At 55.1% G+C, this 23,270-nt stretch carries 23 protein-coding genes; 13 read left to right on the top strand and 10 right to left on the bottom strand.

The features are described 5' to 3' along the window. Positions 1 to 16 precede the first annotated feature (16 nt). From GSQ86_RS20255 to GSQ86_RS20245, 3 genes are all read right to left on the bottom strand, one after another. The gene (locus tag GSQ86_RS20255; RefSeq protein WP_256366852.1) at positions 17 to 2,365 is read right to left on the bottom strand and encodes a GH92 family glycosyl hydrolase; all 2,349 of its coding nucleotides are present in this window, start codon (positions 2,363 to 2,365) and stop codon (positions 17 to 19) included. Positions 2,366 to 2,436: 71 nt separating this feature from the next. Beyond that, on the bottom strand, positions 2,437 to 3,372 hold the full coding sequence (locus GSQ86_RS20250; protein WP_158751986.1) for a tyrosine recombinase XerC: 936 nt from the start codon (positions 3,370 to 3,372) through the stop codon (positions 2,437 to 2,439). Positions 3,373 to 3,455: 83 nt separating this feature from the next. Continuing rightward, positions 3,456 to 4,376, bottom strand: a complete 921-nt coding sequence (locus tag GSQ86_RS20245) for a tyrosine recombinase (RefSeq protein ID WP_158752457.1) — start codon at positions 4,374 to 4,376, stop codon at positions 3,456 to 3,458. A 140-nt stretch (positions 4,377 to 4,516) separates the two neighbouring features. Here GSQ86_RS20245 and GSQ86_RS20240 point away from each other — a divergent pair, with 140 nt between their 5' ends. The 6 genes from GSQ86_RS20240 to GSQ86_RS20215 all read left to right on the top strand — a co-directional run bounded on the left by GSQ86_RS20240 (position 4,517) and on the right by GSQ86_RS20215 (position 8,820). Then, entirely contained in the window at positions 4,517 to 5,248 is a 732-nt protein-coding gene (locus GSQ86_RS20240; RefSeq protein WP_158752456.1) for an HAD family phosphatase, read from the top strand. 14 nt (positions 5,249 to 5,262) lie between these two features. Continuing rightward, positions 5,263 to 6,075, top strand: a complete 813-nt coding sequence (locus GSQ86_RS20235; protein ID WP_158751985.1) for an ABC transporter substrate-binding protein — start codon at positions 5,263 to 5,265, stop codon at positions 6,073 to 6,075. A 6-nt stretch (positions 6,076 to 6,081) separates the two neighbouring features. Beyond that, entirely contained in the window at positions 6,082 to 6,525 is a 444-nt protein-coding gene (locus tag GSQ86_RS20230; protein ID WP_158751984.1) for a (deoxy)nucleoside triphosphate pyrophosphohydrolase, read from the top strand. A gap of 65 nt (positions 6,526 to 6,590) precedes the next feature. Further along, the gene (locus tag GSQ86_RS20225; protein WP_158751983.1) at positions 6,591 to 8,126 is read left to right on the top strand and encodes a sialate O-acetylesterase; all 1,536 of its coding nucleotides are present in this window, start codon (positions 6,591 to 6,593) and stop codon (positions 8,124 to 8,126) included. Positions 8,127 to 8,203: 77 nt separating this feature from the next. Next, complete coding sequence (locus GSQ86_RS20220; RefSeq protein WP_158751982.1) at positions 8,204 to 8,482, top strand: type II toxin-antitoxin system RelE/ParE family toxin; 279 nt, start codon at positions 8,204 to 8,206, stop codon at positions 8,480 to 8,482. A 44-nt stretch (positions 8,483 to 8,526) separates the two neighbouring features. After that, complete coding sequence (locus tag GSQ86_RS20215) at positions 8,527 to 8,820, top strand: HigA family addiction module antitoxin (RefSeq protein WP_158751981.1); 294 nt, start codon at positions 8,527 to 8,529, stop codon at positions 8,818 to 8,820. Positions 8,821 to 8,851: 31 nt separating this feature from the next. Here GSQ86_RS20215 and GSQ86_RS20210 read toward each other — a convergent pair whose 3' ends face one another. After that, positions 8,852 to 9,163: a Rieske (2Fe-2S) protein gene (locus GSQ86_RS20210; RefSeq protein ID WP_158751980.1), complete on the bottom strand. Its 312-nt coding sequence runs from the start codon at positions 9,161 to 9,163 to the stop codon at positions 8,852 to 8,854. A gap of 63 nt (positions 9,164 to 9,226) precedes the next feature. Here GSQ86_RS20210 and GSQ86_RS23180 point away from each other — a divergent pair, with 63 nt between their 5' ends. The 5 genes from GSQ86_RS23180 (at position 9,227) to GSQ86_RS20190 (ending at position 11,998) form a co-directional block, all read left to right on the top strand. Continuing rightward, positions 9,227 to 9,397, top strand: a complete 171-nt coding sequence (locus GSQ86_RS23180) for a hypothetical protein (protein ID WP_216841225.1) — start codon at positions 9,227 to 9,229, stop codon at positions 9,395 to 9,397. Between the two features lie 6 nt (positions 9,398 to 9,403). Further along, complete coding sequence (locus GSQ86_RS20205) at positions 9,404 to 10,327, top strand: alpha/beta hydrolase (RefSeq protein WP_158751979.1); 924 nt, start codon at positions 9,404 to 9,406, stop codon at positions 10,325 to 10,327. A 52-nt stretch (positions 10,328 to 10,379) separates the two neighbouring features. After that, positions 10,380 to 10,787: a DoxX family protein gene (locus GSQ86_RS20200; protein ID WP_158751978.1), complete on the top strand. Its 408-nt coding sequence runs from the start codon at positions 10,380 to 10,382 to the stop codon at positions 10,785 to 10,787. Positions 10,788 to 10,889: 102 nt separating this feature from the next. Further along, a complete protein-coding gene (locus GSQ86_RS20195; protein ID WP_158751977.1) occupies positions 10,890 to 11,102 on the top strand; it encodes a DUF3185 domain-containing protein in 213 nt (70 codons plus the stop codon). A 65-nt stretch (positions 11,103 to 11,167) separates the two neighbouring features. Beyond that, complete coding sequence (locus GSQ86_RS20190) at positions 11,168 to 11,998, top strand: A24 family peptidase (protein ID WP_158751976.1); 831 nt, start codon at positions 11,168 to 11,170, stop codon at positions 11,996 to 11,998. Here GSQ86_RS20190 and GSQ86_RS20185 read toward each other — a convergent pair. The 3 genes from GSQ86_RS20185 to GSQ86_RS20175 all read right to left on the bottom strand — a co-directional run bounded on the left by GSQ86_RS20185 (position 11,995) and on the right by GSQ86_RS20175 (position 13,868). After that, positions 11,995 to 12,507, bottom strand: coding sequence for a DUF1569 domain-containing protein (locus tag GSQ86_RS20185; protein WP_305782187.1), 513 nt, complete (start codon positions 12,505 to 12,507; stop codon positions 11,995 to 11,997). The two genes, GSQ86_RS20190 and GSQ86_RS20185, sit on opposite strands and share 4 nt — an antisense overlap. Positions 12,508 to 12,548: 41 nt before the next feature. Then, positions 12,549 to 13,307: a hypothetical protein gene (locus GSQ86_RS20180; RefSeq protein ID WP_158751974.1), complete on the bottom strand. Its 759-nt coding sequence runs from the start codon at positions 13,305 to 13,307 to the stop codon at positions 12,549 to 12,551. A 72-nt stretch (positions 13,308 to 13,379) separates the two neighbouring features. Then, complete coding sequence (locus GSQ86_RS20175; protein ID WP_254062510.1) at positions 13,380 to 13,868, bottom strand: GNAT family N-acetyltransferase; 489 nt, start codon at positions 13,866 to 13,868, stop codon at positions 13,380 to 13,382. Positions 13,869 to 13,946: 78 nt separating this feature from the next. Here GSQ86_RS20175 and GSQ86_RS20170 point away from each other — a divergent pair, with 78 nt between their 5' ends. Beyond that, positions 13,947 to 14,846, top strand: coding sequence for a LysR family transcriptional regulator (locus tag GSQ86_RS20170; RefSeq protein WP_158751973.1), 900 nt, complete (start codon positions 13,947 to 13,949; stop codon positions 14,844 to 14,846). A 64-nt stretch (positions 14,847 to 14,910) separates the two neighbouring features. Further along, a complete protein-coding gene (locus GSQ86_RS20165) occupies positions 14,911 to 15,372 on the top strand; it encodes an SET domain-containing protein (RefSeq protein WP_158751972.1) in 462 nt (153 codons plus the stop codon). Between the two features lie 47 nt (positions 15,373 to 15,419). Here the strand turns inward: GSQ86_RS20165 and GSQ86_RS20160 are convergent, their stop codons facing one another. The 3 genes from GSQ86_RS20160 to GSQ86_RS20150 form a co-directional block, all read right to left on the bottom strand. Continuing rightward, the gene (locus tag GSQ86_RS20160) at positions 15,420 to 15,746 is read right to left on the bottom strand and encodes a hypothetical protein (RefSeq protein ID WP_158751971.1); all 327 of its coding nucleotides are present in this window, start codon (positions 15,744 to 15,746) and stop codon (positions 15,420 to 15,422) included. A 130-nt stretch (positions 15,747 to 15,876) separates the two neighbouring features. Then, positions 15,877 to 19,452, bottom strand: coding sequence for a TonB-dependent receptor (locus tag GSQ86_RS20155; RefSeq protein WP_254062509.1), 3,576 nt, complete (start codon positions 19,450 to 19,452; stop codon positions 15,877 to 15,879). Positions 19,453 to 19,712: 260 nt separating this feature from the next. Further along, complete coding sequence (locus tag GSQ86_RS20150) at positions 19,713 to 23,225, bottom strand: carboxypeptidase regulatory-like domain-containing protein (RefSeq protein WP_254062508.1); 3,513 nt, start codon at positions 23,223 to 23,225, stop codon at positions 19,713 to 19,715. Positions 23,226 to 23,270: the final 45 nt, after the last annotated feature.

Raw genomic sequence — 23,270 nt, 5'->3', positions numbered from 1 at the left:
CTCACGTCGCATTGCCTTATTCAGTTTTTTTCATGCTGCTTGTCGACTGCGAAAAGGGCCTTGATGATGGGCTGATGGCCCACGTTTTATTTGGCGTCGAGCTCATTACAAAATGCAGCTCACCGCCCGCCATAATCTCCTCATGGCGAAGGTAGCTGCGGTTGAGCGGCTTACCATTCAGCGTGACTTTGCCTACATAGCGATTGTTGTCCGAAAGATTATCGGTCACTACATGGAACTGCTTTCCATTTGGCAAATGCAGCGTAGCCTCTTCGACGAATGGCCTGCCGATCACATATTCGTTTGTTCCAGGCGCAACCGGATAAAACCCGAATGCCGTAAACAATAGCCATGCGGACATCTGCCCAAGATCATCGTTGCCCACCAGGCCATCCGGAGCAGGCCGGTACTGCGAATCAACAATCTGCTTGAGTCGCTCCTGCGTGCGCCACGGCTGCCCCGCGTAGTCATACAGATACGCAAGGTGATGGCTTGGCTCATTGCCGTGGATATATTGGCCTATCATTCCGGCAATGTCTTCGACATCGGCGTAACGCTTAGGATCCACCTTCGCGTCGAACATCGCGTCCAACTTGTCGACTAATTTTTGATCACCACCCAGAATCTGGATCAGCGCTGCTTCATCCTGCGGCTGATACCACGAATACTGCCATGCATTGCCTTCCGTAAAGCCGCTCTGCGCGCCCGCTTGCGCCGGATCAAACGGCTCGCGAAAACTTCCATCCGCCTTCTTCGGCACTACAAAGCCTGTGCTCTTATCGAAGACATTGCGCCAGTTCTCGGCTCGTTTATCAAAGGTATCGGCCACATCATTGCGTCCCATGCGGCGAGCCATGCGCGCAATTGTCCAATCGTCGTAGGCATATTCCATCGTTTTCGATGCAGCTTCCCCGTCATTGTCTACAGGGACGTATCCGAGCTTCATATATTCGCCGATATGACCATAAGGAGCATACGTGGCGCTTGCGATCATGGCATTCAGCGCTTCGTTGGCATCGGAACCGGCGAGGCCTTTCATATAGGCGTCGGCGATCTCCGGCACCGCGTGATAACCAATCATGCACCATGTCTCAAGCCCCTGAAACTGCCATATTGGCAGAATGCCGAACGGGCTTTCCTTCTGCGAAACCAGCAGCGATCGCACTACATCGGCTGTTCTGTCTGGAGGCTCAATCAGGGTCATCAGCGGCTGCTCAGCCCGGTAGGTATCCCAGAGAGAAAACGAAGAAACAAAGTGGAAGCCTTCGGCCTTGTGCACCTGGTAGTCAGGGCCACGATAGCTTCCATCTACATCCATCGCAATCGAAGGAGCCATGAGCGCGTGATACAAAGCCGTGTAGAGGCTCTTACGCATCGCCGGTTCGGCCTTCAAATCCACTACCGAGAGCGCATCTTCCCAGGCGCTGCGGGCATGCGCACGCACTGCATCGAAATCGAAGCCCGGAACCTCTGCATCAAGATTTGCAATCGCATTGTCCTCGCCTACTGGCGAGATGGCGACCTTCACAATCAGAGGTTGTTTCAGCTCTCCAAAATCAAAAACGCCGATCAAACCGCGTCCTGCAATGGCCTGCGTGTCGGAAGGTGATGTCCCGGGAGTCGCGAATCCCTTGTACTCCAGCGGCAGAGGCTCGTGGTCGTACAGTTCATGTCCAGCCAATGGCTGCGAAAAACGCATCGCGAAATAAAGCTGCCGTGCAGGAGCCCAGCCGCGCGTCTCGCGCATGCCGGTGATGGTTCCGTCGGCACGCACGCGCACGCTCGACCACAAGACTTTTCCTGTGTAGTTGTAGATGGACGAGCGCATGTCGAGAAGCAGATGCGCCGGTTCGTCAGCGGGAAATGTGTAGCGATGTACGCCCACGCGCGTTGTTGCCGTCAGCTCGGCACGCACGCCGTAATCATCGAGCCTGACGGCATAGTAGCCAGGCTCGGCTTTTTCTGTCTCATGGCGAAAGCTGGACCGATAACCGGAGTGCGGCACGTCAATGTCGCCCGGTTCAAGTTTCACTTCACCCGATATCGGCTGCACAAGAAAGTCACCAAGATCGGAGTGTCCGGCTCCGGAAAAGTGCGTGTGCGAAAAGCCAAGAATGGTCTTGTCTTCGTAACGATAGCCTGCTGCCCACTTGTAACTCTGCTTGAAAGGGCGAATCTGCGTATCAGGACTCAGCTGCACCATGCCAAATGGCACAGTAGCTCCGGGAAAGGTGTGCCCCTCTGGTCCGGTGCCAATCATTGGATCCACAGATTGAAAAGCACTCTGCGCGGGAAGTACGGCGGCAAACCCCGTGAGCAAAGCGAGACTACTCAACGCCAATACAGTGCGCGCTGAAAAACACACCTTGATTTTCACCCTGGCTGGATACTCCGTTCGTTTGGACAGTATCAACAGGATACAGATTGTGCAGAAAATTACTTCGCTCGCGGGTGGGTGCGATCGTAAACCTCGGCCACCTGGCCAACGGTCAGCTGAGTATAACGCTGCGTAGTCGACAGTCGCTCGTGGCCAAGCAATTCCTGAATGGCTCGTAAATCTGCACCTTCTTCCAGCATGTGAGTGCCGAAGGCGTGGCGGAGCGTATGCGGATGCACCTCCGCCGGCAGCCCATTTGCAATCGCCAGAGCCTTTACGATGCGGCCTACGCTGCGTGTGGTCAGCCGTCCATTGCCGCGCAGCTTTGCATTCAGCAGCAAAGCCTCAGCCTGCTTATTTGCCGCTTGCAGACGGCCTTCGCGTTGTGGGAGATACGCGCGCAACGCCTGTGCCGCCGCATCGCCCAGCGGAACATACCGTTCCTTGCGGCCTTTGCCACGCACCAGAATCGCGTCGTTCGCCCAATGAATGTCTTTCAAGTCGATTCCGACCAGCTCGGCATTGCGGATGCCGCAGCCATATAGCAGCTCGAAGATCAGGCGATCCCGCTCCGGCCACGCTGCAAAGTCTTCGCTTACCCCATCGACCGCACGATTCATCTGCTCGATGGTAGGAACACGCGGCAGATGCTTCGGCAGCTTGGGAGTCGCAACCAGCGCCGCAGGACTTTGCTCGACATGTCCGCTCTTGGCCAGCCACTTGAACCATGATCGTATGGCAGCAAGCGCCCTCGCAGACGACGCCTTGGATAATCCCTTATCGTAGAGCGTCGCCATATAAGCGCGGACATGCTTATGCTCGATGCGCTTGATCTCAAAGCCAGCACCGAAGGTTTCCACAAGATACGCAACAAAGCTGTGCAGCTCCCGCGCATAGGCCCGCAGAGTATGCGGAGACGATCCACGCTCGTTCGCAAGCACCGCAAGATATTCATCGGTCAGCATGACGATCTTCGGTCTCGGTTTCCCGCTCATCGCATCTCCCTTAGAGAGCTCAGGCCCGGGTGCCCCATCCTTTCGCGCACTTTGCGAAAGGGTGGGATTCCAGAATTGCGCCATCATCGATCCTCAACCCGCTTCGCACGCGGATGATGCATGCGATGCACAGCCTTGAGGCGCCCCAGCGCAAGGTGCGTATAAACCTGCGTCGTCGCTATATCCGCATGGCCGAGAAATGTCTGCACCGTACGCAGATCGGCGCCGTGCTCCACCATGTGTGTCGCGCAGCTGTGCCTTAACTTATGCGGACTCGCATGGCTATCGCTCGATTTCACCAGCCGCCATATCCATTCGCGCGAGAGCGGCTTGCCGCGTGTAGAAAGAAAAAGCTGATTCACGCCGCGGGCATTGCCCGCCAACGCCTGCCTTCCGCGCTCGAGGTATTCTTCCAGAGCCTTGATACACAGCGCCCCCAGCGGCACTATGCGCTCCTTGTCTCCTTTGCCTCGCACCAGTACGCGGCCCGCATCGAGCGAGAGATCCGCCACGCACAATCCGGTCAACTCCGAAACGCGCAGGCCACCCGCATAAAGCAATTCCAGAATCGCGCGATCACGAAGCGCAATCGCATCAGCTTCAGGATGATCAGCGGCAACAGCGGCACGTTCCAGCATCGAGTTCACTTCGGCGGGAGCAAGCGACTTCGGCAGCACCTTCCAGGCATCCGGCGATTCCAGATTCATCGTCGGATCATGATGAATACGTTTGTCCAACAGCAGCCATTTGTAAAACCCGCGCAGGCACGAAAGCTTCCTCGCCATCGACCGCGATTCGACCGCATGCGTACGCAGATGTTCGAGGAATCCCGCGATTTCCCGTTGCCGCGCTACCATCGGCAGAATGTTTTCCCGCTCCAGATATTCTGAGAACTGCAGCAGATCGCGCTCGTAAGCCTCGCACGTGAGCGGCCGCAGACCCTTTTCCACGCGCAGATACGCCAGATACTCGCGGATTAGCTCAGTATTGCGATTGGCGTCCACACTTTGATTATCTGCGGCAGATTGTGCATCCAGTACACAGTAAGAGGCTTCCCGAACCAAGTTCACCAACGCTTCACAATCCGCATCGTGCAAAATCCGTCGCCATCGCTCACAATAAGGGGTGAGGAACTTTTGTGACAATGCTACATACCGCGCCCGCCGAACACTACACACGAGAAGAGTTTCACCAGGCGGTGCTGGCTACCAAACCCCAGATCGCCGTTTTTGACTGCGACGGCACCCTCTGGAGCGGCGACGCCGGATACGGCTTCATGGTGTGGTCGATTGAAACCGGCCTCGTCTCGCGCAACACCGCCGACTGGGTCGACTCGCAGTACCGTGCTTATCTCGCGGGAAAAGTCTCCGAAGTCGAAATGTGCGGCGAGATGGTTCAAATGTATGCCGATCTCCGCGAAGAGGAGATGCGCCGGGCCGCCGCAACCTACTTCCGCACCCACATCGAAGCGAATATCTTTCCCGAATTGCGCGAGCTGATTGCCGATTTGCGAGCCAATGGGACCGAGCTTTGGGCTGTAAGCTCCACCAACAACTGGGTCATTGAAGAAGGCGTCAAGCGCTTCGGCATTCCAGCGTCCCATGTGTTGGCTGCCGAGGTGCGAGTCACCAATGGGCTTATCACCAGCGAACTGGTGGGCGTGCCTACCGATGAAGCCAAGGCAGAGGCGCTTATCCGTTCCGGCGTGGCAAATCCTGATTGCGTCTTCGGCAACTCAATCCACGATGAAGCCATGCTCAAAATCGCGAAGCATGCCTTTCCAGTCAATCCCACCCCCGCACTCTTGCAAAACGCAGCAGACAACGGCTGGACAGTGTTTTATCCTGCATCTGTCATGAAGGACAGCAAAGTTTAACCTAGATCCCGCCTATGCGTATCGTTTCTCTGCAGCCCAGCGTCTCCGTCATACTCAAGCATCTGGGGCGTCTGGACACGCTGGTTGCCTGTACACGCTTTTGCCTCGAAGCGGTCCCGGAGCTTCGCAGCCGTAGCCTCACCCTGGTACACGATGCGTGGACGACGACCACGGATGAGCTGACCGCGCTCAAGCCTGACCTCGTCATTGCTTCGGTACCTTACCGGCACGAATCACTGGAAGCCATCCTCAAAGCCGGGTTTCCGGTACTGGCCCTTGCCCCGCACTCACTTACAGATATTTACAGTGACATTCGGCTCATCGCCGCAGCCGTCAATGCGCGCGAGGCCGGTGAGAGAAAAGCTGCCTCCATGCAGGCGGCCATTGTCGACACAGCTCGCCGCAGCGCGACCGCAAAGCCGCGTCCCCTCGTTTACTGCGAAGAATGGGGCAAGCCGCTCATCCATTCACAACTCTGGGTCAAGGAACTGGTTGAGGCGGCTGGTGGCGAATTTGTCGGCGCTCCAGGAGCGGTGACAAACGCAAAAACAGTCGCAGAAGCCAATCCTGACGTCATGATCATGGCCTGGTGCGGCGCCGGCATGCGCGTGCCGCTCGAACGGATTGTGGAAAAACGCGGTTGGCGAGATCTCCTCGCCGTCCGCGAAAGCCGGGTATTCTGCATCAGCGAGGAGTTGCTGAATACGCCCGCCCCTACGCTGGTGGAGGGACTGCGGTTGCTGGCATCCACGATTCGTCCCGAAATTTATGGTGTTACTTTAAGCCAGCAAATGCGCTGCATCAATTTTGAGGCGAAGACCGTCTAAACTAATGTGAGCGTGGAAGATATTGATTCATCTAAGACAGGCACGGACGTAAAATCCGTGCGCTACGTCGCCGCGGGGCTCATTCTCCGTAACGGCGAGGTGCTCATATGCCAGCGGCGTGCTGACCAGGCCATGGCGCTGAAATGGGAGTTTCCCGGCGGCAAAATGGAACCGGGCGAAAGCGCAGAACAAGCCCTCGTTCGCGAACTGGAAGAAGAGTTAGGAGTCACCGCCACAGTCGGCACGCGCATCGCCCATATCAGGCACGCATACCGTAACGGGGGCTCGGTCGATCTGCAATTCTTTGCAGTTCACCGCTTCGAAGGTAAAATCACCAATCACATTTTTAACGATATCCGCTGGTGCAGTCTCAGCGATCTGCCCACCTATGATTTCGTCGCTGCTGACCGTGGATTAGTCCGCGACTTGGCCGCAGGCAAACTGCTCTGACCTCTTCCGAATGAGCCTTCGAATGTTATGGTTATCACGCCATATCCAAACAGGCGTTTGCACCCATGAAAATTCATAAAAGACTCTGCACCTCTCTTTTTCCTGTGTTTGTCCTTTTGTTTTCCGTCGCCGTCAACGCGGAAGTGAGACTTCCCAACGTTTTGAGCAGCCATGCCGTTCTGCAGCGCAATGCTCCCATTCATATCTGGGGATGGTCTGATCCCGGCGAGACGATCACCGTCCGCTTCCACGATCAAACGCGCACCGCCACTGCCACTGATCTGGGCAAATGGAGCCTGTGGCTCGCGCCCGAGCAGGCAGGCGGCCCCTATACGCTGACCGCGCAAGGCAGCGGCGATTCCGCAGCGGCCGTCACCCTCTCCGACATTCTTATCGGCGATGTGTGGGTGGCCTCCGGTCAATCCAATATGGAAATGCCCCTCAGCGGCTTTCCCAATAGCGCGGTCCTCAAGAATGGCGCACAGGAGATTGCCCAGGCCAATCTGCCCACCGTCCGCCTGCTGCGCATTGAGAAGAAGAGCTCGTACTTCCCTGTCAGTGACATCAATTCAACCTGGACTACCTGCACGCCGCAAACGGCTGCGGATTTCTCTGCAGTTGCTTACTTCTTCGGGCGGGAAATCAATTCCCGCGAGCACGTCCCAATCGGACTCATCGATTCCACCTGGGGCGGAACGCCCGTCGATTCATGGATCAGCCTGGACCGCATCGGCTCCGATGCCGGCCTGATGCCGATCTACCGCTCATGGTCAATCTTCACCGATGAGCTGAGTGACCGGGATCTCGAAATAGCCCGTGACAAGCGCGAAGACGATGCGGCGGCAAAGGCCGGGCAGCCGAAACCGAAGCACTCCTGGCATCCTGACGGCCTGTCATGGGAGCCCGCCAGCCTCTACAACGGCATGATCGCGCCCTTGGTTCCCTACACCATCAAAGGAGCGATCTGGTATCAGGGTGAAACTAACAGCGATCCCGAGCGCGCTCCTATGTATGCGCGATTTTTTCGCGCCATGATCCAGGATTGGCGCAAGCAATGGGGTGAGGGAAACTTCCCCTTCCTCTATGTGCAGATCTCCAATTTTTCCTCGCCCAATGAGAATTGGGGAGCAGTCCGCGACGCGCAACGGCGTACGCTTTCTGAAACCGATACCGCCATGGCGGTGACCCTTGACGTCGGTGACAAGGACAATGTCCACCCGCCGGACAAGCAGACTGTAGGCGGCCGCCTCGCCTTGGCCGCTCGCGCACTAACCTATGGCGAACCGCAGTTGGAATTCTCCGGCCCACTCTATCGCACGGCGACTGTCGAAGGAAATGCCATGCGTGTCTGGTTCGACCATGCCAAAGATGGTCTGGCAGCCCACGGCGGACAACTCGATGGCTTTGAAATCGCTGGGTCGGACGGCAAATTCTTGCCCGCAAAGGCAAAGATTGACGGCTCAAGCGTGCTAATCGAGGCACAGGGCGTCGCTCATCCTGCGGCTGTCCGCTACGGCTGGGCCAGCTGGACCGACGCCAATCTCTTCAACAAGGAAGGATTGCCGGCTTCGACATTCACCTCTCAACCGGGCCTGGATTAGCTCCAACCTACAAATTAGGTACGTCTATCGTTAATAATGTTTTACGTTATTAACGATAGACGTTATTATTTTAGGGGATGATCGTTGATTGCAAGGATCAAGAAACTGAAGTGTTGTGGATGACGGGCAAGAGCCGAAAATTCTCAGCTATCCGCGCCACAGCCAACAGAAAGCTTGCAATTTTGGATGCGGCAAATGAGTTGCAGGAACTTCGTGTTCCTCCCGGCAATATGCTGGAAAAGTTGAAAGGCAACCGCGAAGGGCAGCATTCGATCCGCATCAATGATCAACATCGCATTTGCTTTGTGTGGAAAGACAACAATGCACATGCTGTAGAGATAGTTGACTATCACTAAAGCAATATCGGCTGTAGTGGATTTTATCCCGTGGAGATTATCAAATGATTAAGACATTCGCAGTTCATCCAGGCGAAATTCTCCTGCATGAGTTCATGGAACCAGCGGGATTGACAGCTTACCGTCTAGCCAAGGAGCTCAACGTTCCAGCCCCGCGCATCAATGATATTGTGAGGTCGAAGCGGTCCATTTCGGCCAATACCGCCTTGCGATTGGGAAAATATTTTGGGATTTCGGCGCAGTTTTGGCTCAACCTGCAGAATCGTTTTGATCTCGCCGAGGCTGCCAGGGACAAGACGATCGGTCAGGTAAAGCAGAGAGTCACAGCGGCGGCCTAACCCTACAGCAGCGTTCCTGTCACTCCGTCTTTCATCCAATCCGCACGAGCACATCCTCACCCGCAACCTGCACTTCGTAAACAGCAACTTTCGCCATCTGAGTATGCGCCGCCGAGCCGGTTTTCAAATCGAAGGCCCACGCGTGCCATGGGCAGATGATCTTGCCGCCTTCCACCATTCCCTGCCCCAACGGACCGCCGCGATGCGGGCATACGTTGTCGGTTGCGGAGATCACTCCATCCTCATTGGCCACACAAAGCATTTTTCCATCCACGGTCATTTCACGCGCCTCGCCCGACGGCGGCAAATCAGTCTTCGCGCAAATCCTCACAAATTCGGGCATTCGTCACCTTCACTCCTATGGTCGCGCGCTCGCTATCGCCATCGTGCTACGCTCATCTTCAGAATGCACGAAGAGCAGCCTCCGAATCCACCCGCAGCCAAAGACGTTCGCCTGTGGTGTCCTGTTTGTGCTCGCGAAGTAGCCGATCCGCTGGTCTGCGGCGATTGCTCCGCTGTCATCTGCCGCATTTGTGGAACGCCGCTCGAATCCGCCGACGAACTCGCCTTTGGATAGCCTGCAGTGCCGAAAAAATCTCCCGAAAAGACTCCAAAACAAACCGCAAAACAGGCCCGCGCAACTGGATGGAACGATCCGCTGCGCCCGCAACAGCCGCTTGTCAGCGGCAAATGGCTGCTCTCGGCTCTTGCCGGAGTAATTGCTCTGGGTGCGGTGTGTGCCTATGCCACGCTTTGCCTTCTCTTTTACCAGGGAAGCTGGCAGCTCATCTTTCATCCGTCCAGCACAGTCAATGTCACCCCGAAAGTCTCATATCAGGAGATCCACTTCGACTACACCGAGACCGGCCAGCCGCAGCTTACGGGCTGGTGGATTCCGGCCGCTCCTGGCGCACCTTATCCCGGCAGCACGATTCTCCTGCTGCACGACGGACAAGGATCGCTTTCCGATACGGTCGCTCAACTCGAGACGCTTCACGGCCTCGGAATCAATCTTTTTGCCTTCGATTATCGCGGATTCGGCAAGAGCGCCAATCTGCACCCTTCGGAGTCGTCCCTGAACCAGGATGCCGACGCCGCCATGTCCTACCTGAGTGGCACCCGCCACCTGCCTCCCCATTCCATCCTGCTCTACGGATCAGGTCTGGGCGCCTCGATCGCAGCATCTACGGCAGCCCTCCATCCTGAAATTCCTGGAATTATCCTCGACCAAGTCAGCCCCGATGCCCTCACCATCCTCTCAGCCGACGCCCGCTCCAGGATTCTTCCCGTGCGCCTGCTGACCGGCGACCGCTTCGACATTGCCTCGGTCTTGCAGCACCTCCAGACCCCAAAACTTTTTCTGACAGCCGGTGATAGCATGCCTACGGCGACTGCGTACAAGAGTGCCAGCGACCCAAAGCAGTTTTTGGAAATCGCGCCGACGGAACAGGAAAAGTATCAAAAGGCCCTGGGTGACTTTCTTGAGGGCTTGCATCTGAAGCCATAGACTCGAACCCGCAATATAAACTTAAAGCGTTACATGAAAGGAATAGCTCCAGGTGTTTGCATGGCTTGATCGATTTCGACCATTAGGCGTGCTGGTTGCCCGCGTTGTCTTGGGTGTCATTATGCTCGTACACGGCTGGCACAAAATCTTTCCCCACGGTTCCCTTTACAACTTCGCGCAGACGGTGGCTCATCTCGGAATGCCCTACTGGCTCGGTTACGTTGCAGCATTTACTGAGTTTTTCGGGGGCGCGCTGCTGGTTATAGGCCTGCTTGTACCCGTCGCGGCCTTAGGTGTGGCGATCGACATGGCAGTCGCGATTATCGCCGTTCACCTGCGCCATGGACTCACCGGCCCACAGGGATTTGAATTTCCGCTATCGCTGTTTGCGCTGGCTCTGCTGATCCTCTTCAGCGGATCCGGGCATCTTGCTGTAGATTCCAGGCTTGGGAGACGCTAGCGCTCCTCGAAGAACGGATATCGAAGCCTGCCGGACAACGAAATTGGTTCCGCTCGACTCTGAGCAACAACAACGTATTTGTCTGAGGGGGAAAGTCTTTCCATGAAAGTTACTGGAATCGTTCTGATTGTCATCGGGATTATCGCGCTGATTTACGGCGGAATTACCTACACAACACAAAAAAAGGTCATCGATATGGGCCCCATTCAGGCCTCCAAGAAGGAAACACACAGTATTCCTCTGCCGCCGGTTCTCGGGGTGCTTGCTATTGTCGGGGGAGGCGCACTGCTGCTAGTTGGTGGAAAAAAAGCCTGAAATCTGCACCAAAAAGGCCGGAAAAGGTCACATTTTCGCGCTGAAATGCAACCAAAAATGAGCTTTTGAGGTTGCTGATCGCGCCTACGGAAAGCGCGGCAGGCACTATACTGCGTCCAGTGATTGTGCTCGCCGCCATCTTTTCCGTCCTGTTTGGTCTGGCCTTCGGCAGTTTTTTGAACGTCTGCATCTCCCGCCTTCCACAGCATGAATCGATTGTCCGTCCCGCATCGCGCTGCCCAGCCTGCGAGCATTCCATCCGCTCATGGGACAACATCCCCATTGTGAGCTGGCTTCTGCTCCGTGGACGCTGCAGGGACTGCGGGCTGGCGATCTCATGGCGATATCCGTTGATAGAGTTTGCCATGGCAGCGCTGTTTCTACTGTCTTACCTCAAATTTGACCTGACTCTCGAAGCGGTGGGGATGGTGGTACTCATTTTTCTGCTGCTTGGCCTCGCCGTTATGGACGCCGAGACAATGCTTCTTCCCGATGCCTTTACCTTGCCGGGAATTGTCTTAGGCATCGGTTACCACTTTCTGCGGAGAGGCTGGCGCGCGGCTGTTTGGTCACTTGCCTTTGCGGTTTGTGCTGCAAGTCTCATCCTTCTAATTCGCGGACTTTATTGGCTGGTGCGTCGCAAGGAGGGCATGGGATTAGGCGATGCCAAGCTGCTGGCGATGATCGCAGCGTGGCTCGGACCCTGGCAGTCGCTGCTTGTGCTGTTTCTCGGAGTCATGGGTGCCGCGATCTTCGGCATCTCGTGGATTGCATATCGACGCGAAAGCGGCCGCACCTTCGCACTACCTTTTGGCTCTTTTCTGAGTGCCGCAGCTATTTATGTCATTTTCCACGGAGAGCCAATCTTAAAGTGGTACTTTCACTTCTTCAACTAACCCGTAGTGGTTGAAGAAATAGTGTAATTTAACTGGATCAGATGATGGCGTCCATGGACGCAGTGAAATTCGCGCCATTGATCTGCGGAAAGTGGCCCGAATGCAATGTGCGACGCCATCGGCCGGGGACCAAACTTTGCAGCGCATTGGTCGAGCAGCCCATCCATCGTTTCCAAGTCTGTCCGTAACGAAGAAGTCAGTGCCAAGCCAGACATAGGGGCAGCGTCCATCTGCCCGGGAACAACGATTGGCGGAGCTTTCTGGCCAGCGGGAAATACCCCGGCGCCAATATAGCGCCGCCACATCATTTCATGTTGCGGAGTAACGGGCGCCTGGGTGGCGCGTCCTTTCAGTAGTCTTTCTTCGAGTCCGCGAATCGTGCTGCGGTAGCTGAGCAGCAAATGTTCGACCACTTGCTGAGCATTCCAGCGGTCCAAATTTCCTGCCGGATGCGCCTGAGACTGAACGGCAGTTAGCGGCTCCAGAGCCTCAGCATAAGCCTGACACATGCAATCAAGCGCGGGGTGCATGGGCGCTAGTGTAGCCGCATTCACCGTTTCGAGGAAGCGCCGAGATCGTGCAGCGCCTTGCGTGCCTCTTTTGCTTTCGGCCCATTCGGTAAAGCGGTGAGATAGAGCTGATAATTCTGTGTGGCCTCGTCCTTATGGTTCATCCGCTGGGCCGCCTGAGCGAGATAGAAAACCGCCTCGGAATTTTCAGGATCGGCCAGCGTAGCTTCCTTAAAACGCGTGTATGCACCTTTGTAGTCTTCGCGATTCAGATAAAACTGGCCGACATGCACATCGTCGGTTGCGAGTTTCGGATCGTGGATGACGCCACCAGCGCCGTTATCGAGCCGGTCAGTACGATCGCCTTCCAGATCGAGATCGCCCATTTTGTCGCGGCTGGAACTTTCGCCGGACTCAGGCGCAGGCGCTGCTTTACCCGCTTCAGCATCGCGGGCCTTTGCCTCATCTGCGGCTTTTTTCGAAATATCTTCGGGGAACGGATTGTCGTCCGCTGTCGATTTCTTCGGCTGCTGGCCAGAATTCTGTGACGGCTGAAGCGGTGGCGTACTGTCACTTTGCGCCGGCGGCGGACAGGTACTGCTCGACTTCCAGGGTCCTTTTCCTGTGCCTGTAGCCTGACCACCGCAATTTTTATCCGGCTGGCTCGACGGCGACTGTGGAGGCGTAGGGGGCGTCTGATACGGATCAGACTGCTGCTTTTGTTGCTGTTGACCAAAAACCGCCGGAGCACCCAGAACGAACGCTACCATCAGCACCGGAACTGAAACCAACTGCCGCATGAAATCCCTTCTCTCTAAGAATAGACGAGATGCGCCTGCGAAAGGATGGGAGAAAATTGGCGTCGGGCTGAATTACAAGAACTGCTCCATAAACACGTTCGCCCGCTGATAAGGCGACGGCTCCAAGCGCGACGGGTCAGTATGCTTGAATCCCAGCGATTCGTAGACGTGAATGGCATTTTTCAGCTTGCTGTTGGTTTCGAGCGTCAGCCTGTATGCCCCAAGAGATCGCGCCTCTTCAATGACATGGGCCAGCATCGCCTTTCCGATTCCCTGGTTGCGTCGGGACTCGTCCACAGCCATTTTCGCCACTTCGTAGGAGCCCAGGCCATTCGCAATCAAGGCGCAGCAGCCAACGATCTCATCATCAATCGAACCCATATAAATATGGCCGCCCGGCTTCAGGATGTACTTCTCCGGTTCGCGCAGAGTCTGGATATCTTTTTCTTCCAGTACAAAGTATTTGGCGATCCACTGCTCATTAAGAACGCGAAAGGCTTCCCTGTCACCTGGCTGGCCTGCTTCGAAGGAACGAAAAGTGATCTGCATGAGAGTCTGCATCCCGGTAACTCCTTTATTGTTATCTAGCCGCAGCCGGAATAATATGTCCAATATATTGTTTGTCTTTATTCATATCTCATGGATATAACTGGCATCGAACTGCGACATCTTCGCTATTTCGTGGCTGTAGCGGAAGAACTTCATTTCGGCCGCGCCGCCCAGCGTCTTCACATCGCGCAGCCTCCGCTTTCGCAGCAGATTCGCAAGCTTGAGGAGGCCATCGGACACCCGCTGCTCCTGCGCAACTCGCGGCAGGTTCGCCTTACCGGAGCCGGGGAGGAGTTGCTGAAGCGAGCGCAGCAAACCTTACGTAAAGTTGCGGAGGATATCCAAAGCACACGGCGTATCGGTCGCGGCGAAGTCGGCACACTCACCGTTGGGTTCATCGCATCGGCCATGCTCACGGTTTTGCCGAGCATGTTGAGCGAGTACCGCAGACGCTTTCCGGAAGTGGAGTTGCGCCTGCGCGAGTTCTATACCAGCGGACTGCTGGACGCCCTGCGCAACGGAACCGCCGATATCGGTTTCACTCGTGATGCCGATCAGGAGAAATCTCTGCATACCGAAGTCCTGCTGCCAGAGCCTTACATCGCGGTGGTTTCCGCGCAGCACCCGCTTGCCGACAAAGCTTCCATTCGCATCGATGATCTCCGTTCAGAACCATTTGTTCTTTTCTCACCCGGGGTGGGCCAGAATGCATGGGAGAAAGTCATGCGCTTATGTCAGCAGGGAGGCTTTCGTCCACGCATTGTGCAGGAAGCGCCGCACTGGCTGACGATTCTGCGCCTCGTTGGCACCGGCATGGGCGTCACTATTGCGCCGAAATGTGTAGAGAAAATTGCTCATCAGGAGGTGCGCTGCGTCCGCCTTCGAGGAGCAAATATCTTCAGCCATCTGGAACTGGCGTACCGGGAACAGAGCTTAACGGAGCTCGAAGAAAACTTTCTTACTCTGGCACGAGAAACCTTTCGGCAATAAGCTTTGGTTTTCCGCAGCAATCCAGTGCGCGAGGTGCGTTATACTCGGCTCGAATCCTTATCTCATGAGCCTGATTATCCGATCTTCTGCCATCCACGCAGCCGGCTGCTATACGACTGCCCCTATCAAAAAAGGCGAGCGCGTCATCGAATACACCGGCCCGCGCATCACCAAAGACGAAGCCGACGAAAAGTACCAGGATTCACCTACAACCTACCTCTTCGGTGTTGGAGACGGGGCTTTTGTGATCGACGGCCACGGCACTGCCATGTTCATCAATCATTCCTGCGACCCGAATTGTCAGACAGTTGAGGTGCGCGGACGCGTCTGGATCAAGGCTATCCGCGACATTCCCGCCAATGAAGAGCTGACCTATGAATACAACCTGTACGATGGCGAAGATGACGAGTGCTTTTGCAATTGCGGAGCGGCCAAATGCCGCGGCACCATGTTTTCAGAAGAGGAAATAAAAAAGCGCGAACGCGCCGCCAAAAAAGCTGCTAAAGGCAAATCGAAGGCCTCATAACGCGGGAATTGGAATCACCAGAGCCGACCGCAGCGGTCTGACTTCCACTAGGATTTCCTTGCCGACACCCAGAGAACTGTGATCGTTTCACCGTTCACAGTTCCCTTCACGGTGACATTTTTCCCGGCAAGATTCTGGACTGCGGTGTCTTCACCCTTCAGCTTGTAGACCTTACCTTCGCTGACGAGAACGGGTGCCGACCCGCCGCGAATGCATTTCTTCACGCATTTCGTGGCTTCAGCGCTGGGCGAACTGTGGGAAGCGCCGCATTGCTCCTCGCTGACATAACCTTTCACGGTGGAGGCCGGCTGCTCCGCATATCCAGCCATACTGAGCGCGAACATTCCGGCAACAACCAAAAGCCTGACCTGCATCGTGAAAATCTCCTGACGAAAACCTATCATAACCGCTCGGCGCACTCGCCGCCTATGAGACGAACCGGGTCAGGCACAAGACAAAGCGGAGAGCCAAAAGGCTCTCCGCTTTGTCTTTAGTTGTGACTGGTTAGAAGTTGAGGGTCAGCTTGAACTCTGTAGAACGAGGACCGCCGACGTCGAATGTACCGGCACCGCGCTGTACACGTTCCTGATTTTTGAAATCGAAACCGTTGGTGCCGTTTACATATCCATAGGCTCCCGAACCGTCTGGCCCTGCATTGTTTGTGTTTAACAAATTGCCGGTAGCACCACTCCATGACGCAAAGTTCGCGACATTGTAAAAAGCGACTGCCGGTTCGATGCTGGCTGATTCAGAGATGAACCGCAGCTTGATCGGATAGGTAAAGCTGGCATCCAGTCCCTTGAACATCGGGTTGGAAAAAGCATTCCCGCTGTAGCCGTCATAGATTTGCTGCTGGACAGCATTCAACTGCGACAACTGTTTACCGGTGAATAATCCAGCGTTCAACAACGCCTTGCCTGCCGGAGTTAAAGTTCCAGCATACGAAGAGTTGTAATTATCGATAGCTTTTTTGAGGCTGCCACTTCCATATTGCCGCATAAAGGCACCCGGATTGGTCGCCGGCAACAGGTCGCCAGTTTGTCCATCACCGTCTACGTCGGTTTGGTAAATGTTATTTTCCGTGGTGTTATCCAGAAGGAGATTGGTAGGCGCAGCCGAGCGGAAATGTCCGATCAGGCCAATCTGTGGACCATGATGGGCGATGGTGAAGGCACCACCGAAAGACAGCGCATGCCGGTGATCAAGATCGGCATCTCCCATGAAACGAGTAGGGGCATCGTAGTCCCAGGCGCCGTCGGTGAAGAAGGCATTCGATCCGCCTCTCGAAGTTGTCTGAATACGCGAGAATGAGTAAGACACTTCGAAGTTTGAATCGGCAATACCAGGGAAAGGCCGACGCTTCTGCTGACGAAGGTTGATCTGAAGCGCGTCATATCCCGCACGGCCGCTCGGTGTGTTGAATAGACCGACACCAAGGTTCGGATTGGCGCCAGGGAAAGCTGCTCCATTCGCCGTAGATCCTTTGGCAGGTCCGCCTAGCAAAAGAGCAGATCCTCCACCCAGAACATTATTTCCTGAGTCAAGACCATTTTGCATGAAGTCGTCGATCGTGGCTCCATTAGCAATGGCATCATCGATGCTGGCCCATCCATTGGCGCTTAATGTTGCTGCAATCGCATTTTGCGCAGCTGCAGTGTTGAGATATCGGGCCGCTCCCACGTGATTCATATCAATGGTCTGCTGAATCTTCAGGGTTGCGCTGTGCACGTAGTCGGCAGAGATTACGAGGCCAGTGCGAACTTCCCGCTGGAGTCCGAAGTTCCATTGCAACGAATAGGGAGAAACGTAGTTTGGTGCGTAGAAGGAGCTGGGAATATTCAGTGTTTCGCCAACGTAGGCTGGATTGAGAGCGGGACCAGCCGCCTGAACAGCTTGCTGGTATTGCTGCTGTAGCTGTACAAGCAGCGGACCCGATTGGGACATAGGCATCTGGCAAACCTGACTTAACGGAATGCCGTTTACAGACGTGACCGTATTGCCGCCAGGGAACGGCACCTGCGGAGTGCTTGTGCAATCCATATAGTTGTAAGCATTGAACAGGCCGCTTTTCAACCGGTTTTCGCGGTCGAAGAGGATATTGTTCCAGATGTTGGAATCGTAGTAGACGCCGAACCCGCCGCGAATTACTGTCTTTGCGGTGCTTCCCGGACTGTAAGCAAATCCGATCTGGGGTCCGAAGTTCATGTTCGGCTGGCTGACGCGATTTCCGAGTCCAGGACCGAACTGATCCAGCAGAGGCTCGCTTCCTGAGCAGGGTACTGAAGAAAAGAGATTTGCATCAATATCAGAGCACGGTATGGCGCCGAGATCCTGATTGGCTCTTTGCGTGTCGCGGTTATAGCGCAGCCCAGCTGTCAAGGTCAGGTTCGGGCGGACCTTCCATGCATCGGTAACGTAGAAACCAATGCGCCAATCTTCCTGGCCACCGCCATCCAGCCCAAAACCGGGCTTCTCAGAGAAGAATCCCTCGCCGTTGCCTAAATATGCAGCGTGAAATGCATAATTTAGAGGATCCGTTGGATCGCCGCTTACGAGACCAGAATTGCTGACGTACGCTCTCGGACCAAGTCCGAAAAACGATGCGTAGCCGCCGCCAAGCAGACGATTGAACTCACCGCCAAAGCGCAGGTTGTGCGCCGCGTGAGTCCAGCCGCCGTCATAACGGAACTGCTTATCCGACTGGAAGGTAGCCTGCGGAGCATTTGCGTTCGGACCTGTATAAAGTGCCTGCGCGCCCCAGTCGATACTCAGACCGGCAATTGGATTGTAAAGAGACGAATTTCCTGCTGTAGCATCGCCGATCAGATTGTGGAACTTCTCATAACCGCCGCGAAAGCTGTGCGTAAACGCACCGCTGACAAAGTCGGCGCCGCCTACGATGCCCCACGTGTTATCACGGTTTGAATAGAGCGAATAGCCAGAGCCCGATACCGAGGAGTTTACATCGTAATTTACACGGGCAAAATAGTGGCCGCCAAAGGGACCGTTGTAGTCCAGTTTTCCTGTAGAGTAGGTCTCCCGAAAGGGGGAGCCGATTGATGGAAATAGAGCCTGAATTCCGGATACTTGCGGGCCCAGGGATGCGGCCGCGGATTGCTCCTGTTTAATACGCTCAGAGTTAGCGAAGAAGAAGAGCTTATCCTTAATGATCGGGCCGCCGACTCGTCCACCGAACTGATTCCGCTGGAAGGGCACATTTACGCCCTGAATCGTAGCGAATCCCGCGTTATTGTCCTGAAAATTGTAAAAAGCCTGCCCGTGATACTGATTGGTCCCTGAACGGGTGGCAACCAGCACTTGACCGGTCGAGGTCAGATCACCGGAAACATCCTGCGTGGAGTGGTTGATCTGAAATTCGTCAATGGCGCCCGAAGAAACGTTGACGATGGTCGTTCCCACGTTTTCGTCGGTGATGTCCTGCCCGTCGAGGATGATGCGGGTGGTACGGCCAGAAATGCCGTTGACCGCGAGGGCGGAGTAACCGGCCTTCGTAGGATCGAAGGAGTTTCCATCCTGCAGCTGTACGCCCGGCTCAAGCTGAGCAAGATCGAGGAAGTTGCGTCCGTTGATAGGAAGTGAATCGATCTGCTGCGCATTAATGACGCCGGAGACGCCTGGCTGATCGGTATTGACCTGCACTGCGCCTGCAGTGACAGTGATTTCGGTCGCAGCTCCGCCAATGCTGAGTCTGTAACTACCCGGCGTTGCGGTACCTGTACGAACTACGGTTTCCACTACAAGCTTCGAGAAACCGGAAGCTTCGACTGTGACTTGGTAGGTGCCCGGGTTCAAAGGTCCGATGCTGTAAAAACCGGCGCCGTCGGTTTTCAGACTCTTTGAATAACCAGTTTCCCTATCGGAAATGGTAATATCCGCGTTGCCGATTGCTGCTCCGGATGAATCCGTGATCGTTCCCTGGATGGAGCCACCATTCACTGATACAGCCTGACCAAATGCTGCATTGCTGGGAAAAAAGCTGCCGTTGGCAGCCACGAACGTAATCGCGAGGGCAAGCGATCCGTACCTGATTCCAGAGAATATCTTGGACCGAAGAGTCAATGTCTCCGGCTTTATAAATTTCGGCACTAACACACCCCAGGAAAGTATTGAATGCTCCCCGGTGATGCAGTCAAATGGCCAAAACGCAAACGATCATAAATTCAGCGATTTAGCGTCTCATCTATTTACATATGAGTAAATGGATATATCCATAATTTCATAGACCGGTTTGAGATTTGGTATTTTCATTTACCGCCCGTAATGAAAACCTGGCGAACGGACGGTTCAGGAAGTCCATTCGCCAGTGCGTTTTTAGCTCATCAGAAGGTATATTTCAGCTGCAGACGGATACCCCGCGCCGTCTGGAAGAGATACGGCTTGCCGTACTGACTGTTTACCGTTACCGGACCGCTGGTTGCATTCGAGGGAGCTGAATTCATCAGCGCCTGAATATTGTATGGACGCATATAGGACGCATACGCCGGAGCACCATCAAAGATGTAACAAGTGGGATCCGGCGAGTTGAGAATGGCGGTATTCGCTGCTGCGCAGCCTGGAGTGCTGGGGGCAGCAAAGTTCACGGCATAGTTTGAATCGATCTGCTGCCCGGTAGAGACTACCGAATGCTGATTCAGCAGATTTGTAAAAGTAGTCGCGAAGCTCAACGCCGTTTTCTCAGTAACCTTATAGGATTGCTGGAAGTTGAAATCTGTTTGCGTATACCACGGAGTCCGCTTGGTGTAAGGCTGGCCCACCGAGATGGCGCCGCTGGTTGGATCCTGGGTGACATCCACCCATTTTCCGCGATCGACGACATCGGTCGGGAATGCCCCGGGGAAGGCATAGCCCACGTCGAGGTAGCTCGTAAGCGGAGTACCGCTGTAGCCATACTGGAAGATGCCGAAGTCGCTGGTGAACTTCTGGAGCCACGGCAGCTCATAGTAGGCATATCCCTTGAAGGCATGTGGCCGGTCAGTAGGCAGCAGTCCGCTGGAAGACCCGCCCATCGAGTTCCAGGAGAAGTACGGCTCGTCAAACGAGCGGCTGTTGTTCGGCGCATTGCGTCCGCCGCCACCGTCGGCAACATCGGTGCTGGTCAATCCCGTGTAGTTGCCGCGAAAATTGCTATACGTGTAGGAAAACATGCCGAACCAGTGATTGGTGCTTGCTTTGGTCAGGCGAATTTCGATGCCGTCATAGCTGCGAGCTGCGGGAATAATCCCTTGCGGCGGGCAATCCGTTCCCGAGCATGAAGGCGGCGGCGTTCCATAAAGAAAATTCCAGAAGCCGTTGAAGGTGCTATTCACTCCCTGCCCAGGATTGACGATGACGAAGGTTTCACCAACATTCGGGTTATATAAGGCCGAGTCTTCGATTACGTGATCGAGTCGTCGCCGATCCCATCGGGCCTCGAGGGCCAGACTGGGAGCAATCTGGTAGTCGATGCCATAGACCGATTCATGTTGTTCGTACGGCTTCAGGCCAGGAGCGGTGCCCTCTTCGGTCGAGCTGCAAGTCGGGCAGGTGGTGGGGAAAGCGCGGATATTCTGATTCTCGAGGAAGATCAATCCCGAGGGAGTGGTGCCGCCGAAGTTCGCCTCACTCGACGAATTTGGTCCCACGCAATATCGCCCGCCGCTATTAAACGCTGGCATTACCGTCGAGAGGTCTGGGGTCATCAGCGCGTACCAGCATTCCTGCCAGTACTGTCCGCCGTAGGAGCTGATGGCCAGGTTCAGCTTCATCTGGTCATAGAACTGCCCATAGCTGGCAAACACCTTAACCTTGCCGTTCTGCGCGAGATCCCACGCTACTCCAAGACGCGGGGCTATTTTGTCACCCCAGCCAAAGTTAATTGGTGTGGCAATCGAGCCCGACGGCTGATTTTCGGCGGGCAGATACTCATGCTCCACACGTACGCCGGCGTTGATCGTTATCCCATGGCCAATCTGCCAGGAATCCTGGACGAAGAAGGCATGGTTGTAACTAGTTGCTTTCCCGAGAGATCCGTAGTCATAGACATCGACGTTGCCGTAGGTGCCGACGCAGACAGCATTCGGATTTCCTGGCTGATTGATCGCTTCGACCGTTGCGCAGTTTTGTGCACCCACCTGGCCTTGCGGGGAGTATGGATTTCCCGTTCCGGGCCAGACCTGTACGTTAGGAGTGTTGTAATGCTGATCAATGTCGTTTGACAGACGGTTTAGCTGGTAGCCGAACGCGATGTTATGCGTGCCCGCCCATCCGCTCTTGTACCACGCGAGATCCTCATCCAGTTGAATTGCCTTGTTCGCGTTGCGAACCGTGTAGTTGGCATTCTGAGCAATATTGAAATATCCGGCTCCCTGTTGGAGATCGGGAGGAAGAGGATTGCCGCTAATGTCAGTGCCGCCTATGCCATTCGCCTGAAAAGCATAGATGGTACCTGTCGTGGGATAACCGAAGTCGTGGTAGTTCTCGAAATAGTAGCCAAAACGTGTCGTAGAGACCAGGCTCTGGGTGATCGTCCAGTCTGCACCTGCATTGGTAGTGTTGTTTGGTGCGACGTATCCCAGCGAGTGCGCATACGCAAACGAGGGAATACCCGTGCTGAGGCAAGGGTTACTCGCCGACGTAGCGGAGCCGAAGCATCCGGTGCTGGTATTGAAGTATCCCTGAACCGAATCAGAGACTGGCAACGCCTCGCCGCTCTGACGCTGCAACTGATACAGCCAGGAACCGAAAACACGCAGTTTTTGCGCGACAACGGCGTCTACTCGCGCATACGTGTAGTAGGTCTGCGTATTCCGGCTGAAGGGCAGAATCCCGCCATTCGTAGGACCGTAATTCACATTTTGCGCGTAATTATTGAATTCAGGATTGAAACCGACTACGCCAAAGAGCCGATTCTTGAAGATTGGGCCGCCGAAGGTAAAGCCGGGAAATACATCGCTTGTATGCGGCCGGATCGGCTGGTAGTTCTGATAGGTCGGATCTACTGCTCCCCAGGAAGTCGCAGCTCCGCTCGAGCTGGGATCGTATCGCGACGTTGCGGTGGGCGATCCATCCAACGCATCATTTTCAAACTGGGTAAAAACCGATCCATGCCAGTTGTCGCTGCCCTTCTTCATGATCACGTTCACGACACCGCCAAGCGCGCCTCCGTGTTGGGCTTCGATACCGGAGCTTTTCAGCTGTACTTCCTGAATGAAATCAAAAGGAACGTTTGTATGGGAGTAGCCTCCGATAATATTGGCCGTTTCCTGTCCTTCAACAAGGTAGGAGTTTTCCGAATCAGCACCGCCGGCAACGGAAAAACCGTGATCGCCGCCATTGCTCATACTGCCCGGAGATGAGCCGCCTGATCCATTGCTCTGCATATTATTGCCAGCCAGAGGTTCGTTGCGTGCCGAGGGAGCAAACTCGATGACCGACTGAAACGAGCGTCCATGGGGCACATTCTGAATGACATCTTCAGGAATATTGGTCAGCGTAGTATTGGTCGTCGTATCGATGAGGGGAGTCTGACTTGTGACCTGAATCGTGGTGCTGACCGCACCGACTTTCATCGTCAGATCGAGTGTCGGGGAATGTCCGACCAGAATTATGATTCCTTCTCGAATCAGGGTGTCGAAACCCGGCGCCGTCGCTTTCAGGGTGTAAGTGCCCGGAGGCACGTTGGAAAAGTGGTAATAGCCGCTGGAATCTGTATTCAGCTCTTTCGTTCCCACCAGCGTGTCGCTGGAGAGCACCAGATGCGCATTACTAATGATGGCTCCGGCAGAATCTTTGATTGTGCCTTGAAGAGCGCCCGTGGTTTCCTGGGCGAAGGAGGAAAGAGTGGAAATCAGCACGGCTAGGATCAGGAGTTTACAAATACAACTACACTTATCGTTTGA

The sequence above is a fragment of the Acidobacterium sp. S8 genome (assembly GCF_009765985.1).
Taxonomy (GTDB): Bacteria; Acidobacteriota; Terriglobia; order Terriglobales; family Acidobacteriaceae; genus Alloacidobacterium.
This window is presented reverse-complemented; position numbering and strand designations above follow the sequence as displayed.